This window comes from Methyloversatilis universalis EHg5 (assembly GCF_000378945.1).
GTDB lineage: Bacteria > Pseudomonadota > Gammaproteobacteria > Burkholderiales > Rhodocyclaceae > Methyloversatilis > Methyloversatilis universalis_A.
On sequence record NZ_KB900539.1, the window covers coordinates 3,553,609 to 3,564,859 of the forward strand.

The 11,251-nt window shown below is 65.8% G+C and carries 8 protein-coding genes; 6 read left to right on the top strand and 2 right to left on the bottom strand.

Translation table 11 applies throughout. From position 1 onward, the window contains the following. Positions 1-7: 7 nt before the first annotated feature. Positions 8-934, bottom strand: a complete 927-nt coding sequence (locus METUNV2_RS0116240) for a catechol 2,3-dioxygenase (RefSeq protein WP_018230528.1) — start codon at positions 932-934, stop codon at positions 8-10. A gap of 405 nt (positions 935-1,339) precedes the next feature. Here METUNV2_RS0116240 and METUNV2_RS0116245 point away from each other — a divergent pair, with 405 nt between their 5' ends. Beyond that, positions 1,340-3,031 (top strand): sigma-54-dependent Fis family transcriptional regulator, encoded by a 1,692-nt coding sequence (locus METUNV2_RS0116245; protein WP_018230529.1) that lies wholly within the window; start codon positions 1,340-1,342, stop codon positions 3,029-3,031. Positions 3,032-3,052: 21 nt separating this feature from the next. Here the strand turns inward: METUNV2_RS0116245 and leuA are convergent, their stop codons facing one another. Further along, entirely contained in the window at positions 3,053-4,756 is a 1,704-nt protein-coding gene (gene leuA, locus METUNV2_RS0116250) for a 2-isopropylmalate synthase (RefSeq protein ID WP_018230530.1), read from the bottom strand. 469 nt (positions 4,757-5,225) lie between these two features. Here leuA and METUNV2_RS0116260 point away from each other — a divergent pair, with 469 nt between their 5' ends. The 5 genes from METUNV2_RS0116260 (at position 5,226) to METUNV2_RS0116280 (ending at position 11,078) form a co-directional block, all read left to right on the top strand. Then, on the top strand, positions 5,226-7,001 hold the full coding sequence (locus tag METUNV2_RS0116260; RefSeq protein WP_018230532.1) for a glutamine--tRNA ligase/YqeY domain fusion protein: 1,776 nt from the start codon (positions 5,226-5,228) through the stop codon (positions 6,999-7,001). Positions 7,002-7,189: 188 nt separating this feature from the next. Continuing rightward, positions 7,190-7,777 carry a PEPxxWA-CTERM sorting domain-containing protein gene (locus METUNV2_RS0116265; RefSeq protein ID WP_018230533.1) on the top strand — a complete coding sequence of 196 codons (588 nt, stop codon included), beginning with the start codon at positions 7,190-7,192 and terminating at the stop codon, positions 7,775-7,777. 12 nt (positions 7,778-7,789) lie between these two features. Next, positions 7,790-8,353 carry a flavin reductase family protein gene (locus METUNV2_RS0116270; protein ID WP_018230534.1) on the top strand — a complete coding sequence of 188 codons (564 nt, stop codon included), beginning with the start codon at positions 7,790-7,792 and terminating at the stop codon, positions 8,351-8,353. A gap of 62 nt (positions 8,354-8,415) precedes the next feature. Then, the gene (locus tag METUNV2_RS0116275) at positions 8,416-9,438 is read left to right on the top strand and encodes a tetratricopeptide repeat-containing S1 family peptidase (RefSeq protein ID WP_018230535.1); all 1,023 of its coding nucleotides are present in this window, start codon (positions 8,416-8,418) and stop codon (positions 9,436-9,438) included. Positions 9,439-9,509: 71 nt separating this feature from the next. Next, positions 9,510-11,078, top strand: coding sequence for a ShlB/FhaC/HecB family hemolysin secretion/activation protein (locus tag METUNV2_RS0116280; RefSeq protein WP_051081941.1), 1,569 nt, complete (start codon positions 9,510-9,512; stop codon positions 11,076-11,078). Positions 11,079-11,251 lie beyond the last annotated feature (173 nt).

Genomic DNA, 11,251 nt, shown 5'->3' on the forward strand with positions numbered 1-11,251 from the left:
GTCCGCCTCAGGTGTGGACGTTCAGGAAGGCTTCGTTCAGCTTGCGGTCGTGATAGAAGATCGCCCGCCCGAGGTCTTCCACCGTCCAGTTGATCGTGGGCTTGTCCGGGTAGTAGATGTAGCCGCCGGAGAACACCTCGTTGCGGTTGCCCGACGGGTCGAAGAAGTAGATCGTCGCGCCGCGCGTGATGCCGTGCCGCGTCGGCCCGATATCCAGCGACACGTCGTGCTTCGAGATCAGGTCGGCCGCGCGCAGCACGTCGTTCCAGGTATCGAGGATGAAGGAGCAGTGGTGGAAGCGACCCTTCTCCGGATTGCGGATGAAGGCGATGTCGTGCGGCTTGGTCGAGCAGGTCAGGAACACGCCCACCATCACGTCACCGGCCATCACCTGTTCCGCGATGGTGAAGCCCAGCACCTCGGTAAACAGCTTCACCACCCCATCGACGTCGTCGCCGTACAGCAGGCAGTGGTCGAAGCGGGTCGGCTGCATGCCCACCAGACCGTCCGGCCACGGGTCCGGATTCACGTCCGGCAGTCCGTTGCCCACCTTGTCCTTGGTCGCGAACAGTTCAATCGCGTGCCCGGTCGGCACCGTGAAGCGGAAGCGCCGGCCGGTGTGCAGGTGCTCGCCCGCCGGCACCCACTGCAGATCGCTCGCCAGACGGCTGCCTTCAACCTCCGCCGCCAGACGGTCCAGCGTCGCTTCGCTGTCCACACGGAAGCCCATGTAGTCCATGCCCGGCGCCTCCGCCGCACGCAGCACCACGCTGTGGTGGTCGTGTTCGTCCCAGGCCTTGAAATACACCCGACCCTGGGCATCCCGCCCGGTCTCGATCAGGCCCAGTACCTGCCCGTAATGCTTTACCGCGGCATCCAGGTCGGTCACGCGTAGCGCGACATGACCCGGGCGCAGCACGCCCGTCATCGGCATTTCTCCGTCCTCCTTTGTTGTGTGGTGCGTGCTGCGGCGCACCAGCGGTTCGGAAAGGCAGAAAGCAGGAGAGCGCTTGCCGAAACACCGGATGCAGCCGTCAGCCGCACCCTCTCCTATCCAAGAAGCGTGCCATACTCGATAATCGATAAAAATCTCGATATTTGGTGGTTTTGGGTGGGCGAGAGTACAGTCCTCCCGTCCACTGCTTGATGAGTTGATGAAGCACCCGAAGAGGTGTTCACCAACTGATGAACGCGTCAGGCGGAAGAAGACCGGCCACTCGGGTCACCCGGCACCACGGAAGAAGCCGGACCGGCTCGCAGGAGGTCGAACAAGCGCTGCAGCGCAACATCGGCACGCCGGCCCGGCGTGACCGGCACCGGTCTGGAGGAGGCACGGGCAATGGGTACAATCAAATACCCGCACAACAGCGATCTGCGTCGGCTGGTCAGATTCTCGGCCGACGACGGACTGATCTGGCTGGCGGAAAACCGCATGCTGCTGATGCATTGCGTCGCCATGTCGGCGCTGCGCGCGCAGCTCATCAGGTCGGTCGGGCCGGAATCGGCGCGCCGCATCCTGACCCGCATGGGCTACGAATCCGGCATGCGCGACGCCGAACTGGCGCGCACGATACGGCCGGACCAGAACCCGATCGAATCCTTCTTCGTCGGCCCACAGCTGCACATGCTGGAAGGCAGCGTGCAGGTGACGCCGGTGCACATCCATATCGATGTGCGCAGCGGCGAATTCGATGGCGAATTCCTGTGGGAACACTCGTGGGAAGCCGAATTCCACCTGCGCGAATTCGGTCAGGCCGCCGATCCGGTGTGCTGGATGCAGATCGGCTACGCCTCGGGCTACACCTCGGCCTTCATGGGCCGCATGGTGCTGTACAAGGAAACCGAGTGCGCCTGCTGCGGCGCCAACCACTGCCGCATCGTCGGCAAACCGGTCGAGGAATGGGAGGACGGCGAACAGTACGCCCGCTATTTCGAGCCGGAGAACCGCATCGCCCACCTGCCCTCTGCCGCCTGGGCCGGTGTCGCCCAGCGCGACGACAAGGTCGATGCGCCGACCCCGCCCGACCTGATCGGCAGTTCGGCCAGCTTCCGCCGCGCCTACGAATTGATGCTGCGCGCCGCCGGCACCACGGTGACCGTGCTGCTGCTGGGCGAGACCGGCGTCGGCAAGGAACGCTTCGCCCGCGTGCTGCACCAGATGAGTCCGCGCAAGGACGCGCCTTTCGTCGCGGTCAATTGCGCCGCCATCCCGAACGACCTGATCGAATCCGAACTGTTCGGCGTCGAGAAGGGCGCCTTCACCGGCGCCCACGCCTCACGCGCCGGCAAGTTCGAGCGCGCCGAGGGCGGCACGCTGTTCCTCGACGAGATCGGCGAAATGCCGCTGGCCGCGCAGGCCAAGCTGCTGCGCGCGCTGCAGGAAGGCGAGATCGAACGCCTGGGCGACGAACGCACGCGCAAGGTGAATGTGCGCGTGGTGGCCGCCACCAACGTCGATCTGGCGCAGGCGGTGAAGGAAGGCCGCTTCCGGCCCGACCTCTACTACCGGGTGCATGTGTATCCGATCCACATCCCGCCGCTGCGCGACCGGCTGGCCGACCTGCGCCTGCTGGTCGATACGCTGGTGGCGAAGTTCAACCGGGCACACGGCAAGCATGTGCAGGGCGTGTCGGACAAGGGCTTCCAGGCGCTGCACGCCCACCACTGGCCGGGCAATGTGCGAGAACTGGAAAACGTGATCGAGCGCGGCGTGGTGCTGGCGCCGCAGCAGGGCTGGATCGAGGCGCACCACCTCTTCCTGTCTCTGGAAGCGGTGCTGGCACGCGAATCCGGCATTTCCGCCTGCGGCAAGCTGGAAGAAGGCTGCAGCGACACGGTGCGCGAACAGCTGGTCGAGCAGATCCTGCGCAGCGGCATTCCGCTGGAAGCACTGGAACAGCAGCTGATGAAAACCTGCGTGGACCAGGAAGGCGGCAATATCGCCCGTGCGGCACGCAGGCTCGGCATGAGCCGGCCCAAGCTGAGCTACCGGCTGCAGCGCACTGACGGTGAGGCGGCACCGGCGGACTGAAGCCCGCCGGTCAGTTCATCATCAGCCGGCGCTGAGCGCGCGACCGCCGGTGAAGGCGGCGCGTGCGCCGGCGTCGAGCTTGCCGGCTGCGCGGTTGAGGCCGCTGATCACCGCGAGCAGCGAGGCGGTGATGATGTTGCGATGCATGCCGGCGCCGAAGGTGGTGCCGGGTACGCCGTCGATCACGCATTCGACGAAGGCGATGGCGGCGGCATCGGCGCCGTGCCCGATCGCGCGTTCCTCGAAATCATGCACCCGCGCCGGCACGCCGAGCGCGTCGAGGGCGGCGGCAATCGGACCGTTGCCGCGCCCGCTCAGCGTGCGCTCGACGCCGTCGACCCGGAGCACCAGCTCGATGCCCTGTTCATCGCCCACCTCGCGCAGGTGATGCGTGACGTAGGCGAAGGGCGCGGTGGTTTCGAAGTACTGCTGCGCGAACAGCTTCCAGATGTCGGCGGCACGCACTTCCTGGCCGCTGCTGTCGGTGAGCTGCTGTACCGCGGTCGAGAACTCGACCTGAAGGCGTCGCGGCAGCGTGACACCGTATTCGCTCTCGAGCAGCCAGGTGACGCCGCCCTTGCCCGACTGGCTGTTCACCCGAATGATGGAATCGTAGGTGCGGCCGACGTCGGCCGGATCGATCGGCAGATAGGGCACTTCCCACACCGCGTCCGGCTTCTGCGCCGCGAAGCCCTTGCGGATGGCGTCCTGGTGCGAACCGGAAAAGGCGGTGAACACCAGGTCACCTGCATACGGATGGCGGGCATGCACCGGAATCTGCGTGCACTGTTCGACCGTGCGCGCGATGTCGTTGATGCGCGAGAAGTCCAGGCCCGGATCGACACCCTGGGTGTAGAGATTGAGCGCCAGCGTCACGAGGTCCACGTTGCCGGTGCGCTCGCCGTGGCCGAACAGGCAGCCCTCGATCCGGTCGGCACCCGCCATCACCGCCAGTTCGGCGGCTGCGACCGCGGTGCCACGGTCGTTATGCGGATGCACGCTGAGAACGACCGACGCGCGGTTCGCCAGATTGCGGTGCATCCACTCGATCTGGTCGGCGTAGTGATTGGGCGTGGCGATTTCGACGGTCGCCGGAAGGTTGAGGATGACCGGCCGCTCGGGCGTGCCGCCCCAGGCCTCGACCACCGCGTCGCACACCTCTTTCGCGAACTCGAGTTCGGTCGCGGTGAAGGTTTCCGGGCTGTACTGGAAGGTCCACTCGGTGTCCGGCTGCGCGTCGGTAAGGCGCTTGATGAGCAGGGTGCTGTCGACTGCGAGCTGCTTCACTTCGTCGCGGCTCATGTCGAACACGACGCGGCGGAAGGTCGGCGAGGTCGCGTTGTAGACATGCACGATGGCCCGCTTGGCGCCACGCAGCGACTCGATGGTGCGTTCGATCAGGTGCGGCCGCGCCTGGGTGAGCACCTCGATGGTCACGTCGTCCGGGATGTGACCGCCTTCGATCAGCGTGCGCACGAAGCTGAAGTCGGTGTCGGACGCCGACGGGAAGGCGACCTCGATCTGCTTGAAGCCGATGTCGACCAGCATCTTGAACATGCGCATCTTGCGCTCGCCGTTCATCGGCTCGAACAGCGCCTGGTTGCCGTCGCGCAGATCGGTCGACATCCAGATCGGCGCGCGGGTGATGCTGCGCGACGGCCATTGGCGATCGGCGAGCGGAATCGGGGTGACAGGGCGGTACTTGGTATTCGGCTGCTTCAACATGATGGGCTCCGGCAAATGGGGAAAAGACGTGGCCGGCATGCAGGGCTGTCAGGCGGCCACGGGTTTCCTGGCCTGACAACCGCTGCGCAGTCGCAGCATCGGAATGTGTTGAAACGGCTCGAACATGACGGGAATGCTCCGGAAAAACGGAATTCACCTCCCGGTCCATCGACCGGAGGCGGCTACAGCACAACAGGAGGGGGGAGTTTTATGTGCGCGCGGGGCGCAGCAGCAGACCCGACGCGAGCAGCGTCGAGGAGAGGGACAGCAGTTGGGTCTGATGCGAGAGCATGGACAAGACCATAGGCAAGCCGGGAAAAGCTGTCAACCCTGAATTTCGCCGGCAAGCAGCTAGAATCGTGTTCTTCTGCCGGGCCACGGTCTGGCCCCTGCATCGAGCGGACAGCCTGCCGGCTGCCGCGCATGCCCAGGCAACGACACCCATCTTCAGAGTTCTCTGCTGCCCATCATGTCCGAACGCAACGCACCCGCCCCGGCGTCAAATTTTCTGCGCGCCGTCATCGAAAAGGATCTGGCCAACGGCACCTATGCCAGCCGCCACTGGGCGCGCAGCCCGGGCGACGCGGCCCACCATGCTGCCGGCGAACCTGACCCGGCGAAGATCCGTACCCGTTTTCCGCCGGAGCCGAACGGCTATCTGCACGTCGGTCACGCCAAGTCCATCTGCCTGAATTTCGGTCTGGCGCGCGACTACGGCGGCGTGTGCCACATGCGTTTCGACGACACCAATCCGGAAAAGGAAAGCGTCGAGTACGTCGAATCGATCAAGGACGCGGTGCAGTGGCTGGGCTTCGGCTGGGACGCCTTCGGCGCCTCGCAGCTCTATTTCGCCAGCGACTACTTCGATTTCATGTACCGCGCGGCAGAACACCTGATCACCGCCGGCCACGCCTACATCGACCAGCAGACGCCGGACGAGATGCGCGCGAACCGCGGCACGCTGACCGAACCGGGCACGAATTCGCCGTGGCGTGACCGCCCGGCGGACGAATCGCTGGCGCTGTTCCGCGAAATGCGCGACGGCAGGCACCCGGATGGCGCCATGGTGCTGCGCGCGAAGATCGACATGGCCAGCCCCAACATCAATATGCGCGATCCGGCCATTTACCGGATCAAGCACGCGCACCACCACAACACCGGCGACAAGTGGTGCATCTACCCGATGTACACCTACGCCCACCCGCTGGAAGACGCGGTCGAAGGCATCACCCACTCGATCTGCACGCTGGAGTTCGAGGACCAGCGCCCCTTCTACGACTGGGTGCTGGAGCGCCTGGCCGAAGGCGGCCTGCTGGCGCATCCGCTGCCCAAGCAGTACGAATTCGCCCGCCTGAACCTGACCTATGTGATCACCAGCAAGCGCAAGCTGATGCAGCTGGTGACCGAAAAGCACGTCAGCGGCTGGGACGACCCGCGCATGCCCACCATCGTCGGCCTGCGCCGCCGCGGCTACACCGCCGAGGCGCTGCAGCTGTTCGCCGAGCGCATCGGCGTGTCCAAGGCCGATTCGTGGATCGACTATTCGACGCTCGAAGGCGCGCTGCGTGACGACCTCGACGGCCGTGCCGCCCGCGCGATGGCGGTGCTCGATCCGCTCAGGCTCAAGCTCACCAACTGGGATGAAATATTCGGCGGCAGACAGGCCGAGCCCTGCTCCGCGCCGGTGCATCCGCACCATCCGGAACACGGCACGCGCAGCTTCAACCTGACGCGCGAAGTGTGGATAGAGCGCGAAGACTTCATGGAAGAGGCGCCCAAGGGCTACCACCGCCTGTTCCCGGGCAACAAGGCGCGTCTCAAGTACGGCTACGTAATCGAATGCACCGGCTGCGAAAAGGACGCCGACGGCCGCATCACCGCGGTGCTCGCGACCATCGTGCCGGACACCAAGAGCGGCACGCCGGGCGCCGACAGCGTCAAGGTGAAGGGCGTCATCACCTGGGTGAGCGTGGCCGAAGGCCTGTCGGCCGAGGTGCGGCTGTACGACCGGCTGTTCACTGAAGCCCACCCGGACGCGGGCGGCCGCGACTTCCTGACCGTGATGAATCCGGATTCGGTGAAATCGGTGCAGGCCTTCGTCGAGCCCGGTCTGGCATCTGCGACTGCAGACGACAAATTCCAGTTCGAGCGCCATGGCTACTTCGTCGCCGACCGGATCGATTCGGCCGCGGGGCGCCCGGTGTTCAACCGCGCGGTCACGCTGAAGGACAGCTGGGGCAAATAAGGCAGCAATATCCTTCAGCGATGTCGGCGGACTTTACAGTGCCGCCGGCACCCGCCCCGCACGCGTCCGGGAAGCACGTTGGCAAGCCGTGCCGGCATGGTGGGCACGGAGATTGCTCACGAATTTTCACAAACATCTGTTCTGCTTCCGACAGATCACGCAAATCGACCCATCAGCGAGGTGAACCCATGACACGAGTCCTGCGCAGCATTGCACTGGCATCCCTGAGCATCGCGGCGCTTACCGCGCATGCAAGCGTGGCGAACGTGATCGATCAGTCCACGCCGGACGGCGGTACCGTACTGGCGTTCTTCTCGCAGAGCGATCTGGCGCAGTCTTTCCGCCAGTTGGCCGACAACATCACCGGTGCCGGCATACAGCTCAACGGCACGGCAGCCAGCAGTCCCGCGTCGATCACGATAGAACTGTGGTCCCAGCTGCCCAACCGTGGCGGCCAGCGGCTCGCCGGCGGCGAAACGCTCGCCAACAGCGGTGACTGGGCCGACGTGTTCTGGCCCGCGCTGACCGTCACGCCGGACACCACCTATTTCCTGGTGTTCAAGTCGAGCAACAGCGCGCTCGGCGTCAGCGGGCACCTGAACAACCCCTATCCGGACGGCAACACCTTTGCCACCTCCGGCTACGGCAGCTTCCCCAATTTCGACTACGCCTTCCGGACCTATGCGCTCGCACCGGCGGTGCCGGAGCCCGCAAGCTGGGCCAGTCTGCTCGGCGGTCTGGCACTGATCGGCGGCGCGCTGGCGCGCCGTCGCTGAACCGGGCCGCACATGGCCCGGCAATCCGTTGCACTCGCACACGCCTATCGCCTGCTGAACCACGGCCCGACCGTGCTGGTCGGTGCCGCCAGCGGCGACCGGCACAACGTGATGGCCGCGGCCTGGTGCATGCCGCTCGATTTCGAGCCGCCGAAGATCGCGGTGGTGCTGGACAAGGCCACCCATACCCGTGAGCTGATCGAACAGTCGGGCGAATTCGCGATCAGCGTGCCGCCGCGCGCACTGCTCGCCGCCACGGTCGCGGTCGGCAATCGCAGCGGACGTGACGGCGACAAGTTCGGCCCGCTCGGGCTGCATCACTTCACCGGCGATCAGATCGCCGCACCGCTGATCGAAGGCTGCGTCGCCTGGCTGGAATGCCGGGTGCTCCCCGAGCCGCATAACCAGTCACGCTACGACCTGTTCATCGGCGAAGTGGTGGCCGCCTCGGCGGACGACCGGGTGTTCAGCGGCGGACGCTGGCACTTCGGTCCGGACGACGACGCGCTGCGCACGCTGCACCATGTCGCGGGTGGCGCCTTCTTCGTCACTGGCGAACCTGCCGGCGGCGACTGAACTTCGGGCGCACCCGCCAACTCCCAGCACGGTCGACCGACGACCGCCGAAGGAGCTCATGCATGCGCCCGCTTTTCGCCAGTCTGCTGTTCTGCACCAGCCTGCCGGCACTGGCCGGTGGCACGGCCAGTCAGTTCGGCTCCGCCTTCTATACCGGCCTGTCGCTGAGCGTGGTGCAGGTACGGGTCGCCAATGCGGCCGGCAAGGGGTTTTTCGGCTCCGGCGTCGTGGTTGCCGACGGCGAGGTGATCACCAACTGCCATGTGACGCGCCAGGCGGTACACATCGAAGTGGCCAAGGGCCCGCTGGTGTTTCCGGTGTTCGGCCAGAAGGTCGACATGACCAACGATCTCTGTCTGCTGCGCACCGCGGCGATGCCGCTGCGCACGGCAACGCTGCGCGACGCCGGCACGGTAAAACCGGGCGAAACGTCGTTCTATTACGGCTACTCGGGCGGAATCGAAGCCTTTTTCGCGCCCGGCCGGATTGCCACGCTGCATCCGCATGACGGCAGCGCGGTGCTCGAAACATCCAGCGGCTTCGCGCTGGGCGGCAGCGGTGGCGGACTGTTCGACGCCGATGGCCGCCTGATCGGTGTCACCACTTTTCTGTCGTCGGGCCACAGCGGTGGCTATTTCGCGATGCCGGCCGACCTCATCCATCGGCTGCGCACCCGGGCCGAAACCGCGGTCGGACCGATAGACGGTCTGGCGCTGTGGGAAGGCCCGGACGACGGCCAACCCTGGTTTCTGCGGCTGGCCAGGCTGACCGCGCGCGCCCGCTGGCAGGAAGCCGCTGCGCTCGGGCAGGCGTGGGCCAGTGCGGAGCCGTCAAATGCCGATGCCTGGCACCAGACCGGCGTCGCCCTGCTGCACGACCGGCGGCCGGAAGAGGCCTTGCCCGCGCTGCTGCGGGCGCAGCAGATCGCCCCCGACCATCCGGACGTGCTGTTCCATCTGGCGCTGGCGTACGCCCGCACCGGCGGACAGGACGCGGCACGTGAAATGCGGGATCGTCTCGCGGTGGCTGACGCCGAACGGGCCACCCGGCTTGACGAAGCGCTCGGCTGTTCGGCCTATTGCTAAAGGATTACAGCCAAAGACATACAAACCCACTAAACTCCGTCCGATACAAGAACTTACAGACGGGGTCATCGGTGAAGGTCAGCTTTGCATGCCTGCTGCTCGCATGCGTGCCCTTGCTCGCGCAGGCGGAAGAATCCGCAGAAGGACCTCGCTTCGAGGTACGCGCCTATTCGCTGTCCGGCGGCACGGTATTCAGGCCTTCAGAAGTCGATGCACTGCTCGCCCCGTACACCGGCGGCGAAATCGGTTTCAGCCAGATCGAAGCCGCGCGCACCGCGCTGCAGGCGGCCTATCACGGCCGCGGCTTCGGCGCTGCCCAGGTCAGCATTCCGGAACAGGAACTGACCGGCGGCACCGTCATCCTCGAAGTGCTCGAACCGCGCCTGACCGAAATCACGCTGCAGGGCGCGAAACACCATGACGAGGCCAATATCCGCCGCAGCCTGCCCGGCCTGGCCGACGGTGGCATGCCCAACACCACCGACGTGGCCCGCCAGCTGTCGCTGGCCAACGAAAACAGTTCGAAGCAGACCGACGTCACCTTCAAGTCCGGGCGCAAGCCGGGCGAGATCGGCGCCACGATTTCGGTGGCGGACGACAATCCGGTGCGCCGCTTCGTCACCGTAGACAACAGCGGCACGCCATCGACCGGAACCCACCGCGTCGCAGTGGGCCTGCAGCACGCGAATCTGTTCAACCGCGACCACGTCGCCACCTTCCAGTACACCACCTCGCTGGAACAGCCGTCCGACGTGACCATCTTCGGTCTGGGCTACCGCATTCCGCTGTACGAAAGCGGCAATTCGATCGACCTGGTGGCTGGCTACTCGAATGTGAATTCGGGTCAGGTGCAGGTGCTGAACTCCACCGCCAGCGTGTCCGGCGCCGGCCGCATATTCTCCGCCCGCTACAACTGGCATCTGCCGCGCGAGGGCGAACTGAGCCAGCGCATCAGCCTGGCCGCTGACTGGCGCGACTTCGACAGCAGCTTCGTGGTGGAAAACACCAATACCAGCCTGGTGCCGCGGGTGATCACCCACCCGATCAGCCTGTCCTGGTACGGCAACTGGCGCAATGATCTGCGCGAAGCCGGGCTCAACGTGAGCTTCGCCCGCAACCTGCCGGGTGGCGAGCACGGCGGCGGCACCGCCTTCAGCGCCTCCCGCGACGGCGCAAGTTCGCGCTTCTGGGTGGTGCGCACCGGTGCGTCGTGGCTGCAGCTGCTGCCGCGCGACTGGCGTGTGCGACTGCAGGCCCAGGCGCAGTACACGACCGACGAACTGGTGGCCGGCGAACAGTTCGGCATTGGCGGCGCCGATTCGGTGCGCGGCCTGCGCGAACGGGTGCTGGCCGACGACAAGGGCTGGCGTCTGAGCGCCGATCTGGAAACCTCGGCCTGGCTGCACGACACCTGGGTCATGCGCGGCGTGCTGTTTGCCGACGCGGCGCACATCTACCGGGTGCGACCGCTGGCTGCAGAAGATGTGAGCAACGGTGTCTTTTCTGCGGGCGTGGGGCTGCGCGTCAACTTTTCCACGTGGCTGGCCGGCCGGATCGACTACGCTCAACTTATTGACGGAGCAGGCAGATACGACTCCGGCAGTCACCGCGTGCACGCAAGCTTCAGTGTGAATTTCTGAAACGGATGCCGTTCCGTATGAGAACGGCAATGTTCTGTTCACACGCTTGAACACTGTCGCGGCACGCATCGACGCGCGCAACACGATGGACTTTCCTGCTGCATGGCCGGCCCCACCCGCGCGCTCCTTCCCGCGCTCGAATTGACGGACCGGCCTCGAAGAACTTGAGGCTG

Excerpts from the sequence above, each read along its gene's own strand:
- METUNV2_RS0116240 (WP_018230528.1), bottom strand. The coding sequence starts at position 934 with ATGCCGATGACGGGCGTGCTGCGCCCGGGTCATGTCGCGCTACGCGTG.
- METUNV2_RS0116245 (WP_018230529.1), top strand. The coding sequence starts at position 1,340 with ATGGGTACAATCAAATACCCGCACAACAGCGATCTGCGTCGGCTGGTC.
- leuA (WP_018230530.1), bottom strand. The coding sequence starts at position 4,756 with ATGTTGAAGCAGCCGAATACCAAGTACCGCCCTGTCACCCCGATTCCG.
- METUNV2_RS0116260 (WP_018230532.1), top strand. The coding sequence starts at position 5,226 with ATGTCCGAACGCAACGCACCCGCCCCGGCGTCAAATTTTCTGCGCGCC.
- METUNV2_RS0116265 (WP_018230533.1), top strand. The coding sequence starts at position 7,190 with ATGACACGAGTCCTGCGCAGCATTGCACTGGCATCCCTGAGCATCGCG.
- METUNV2_RS0116270 (WP_018230534.1), top strand. The coding sequence starts at position 7,790 with ATGGCCCGGCAATCCGTTGCACTCGCACACGCCTATCGCCTGCTGAAC.
- METUNV2_RS0116275 (WP_018230535.1), top strand. The coding sequence starts at position 8,416 with ATGCGCCCGCTTTTCGCCAGTCTGCTGTTCTGCACCAGCCTGCCGGCA.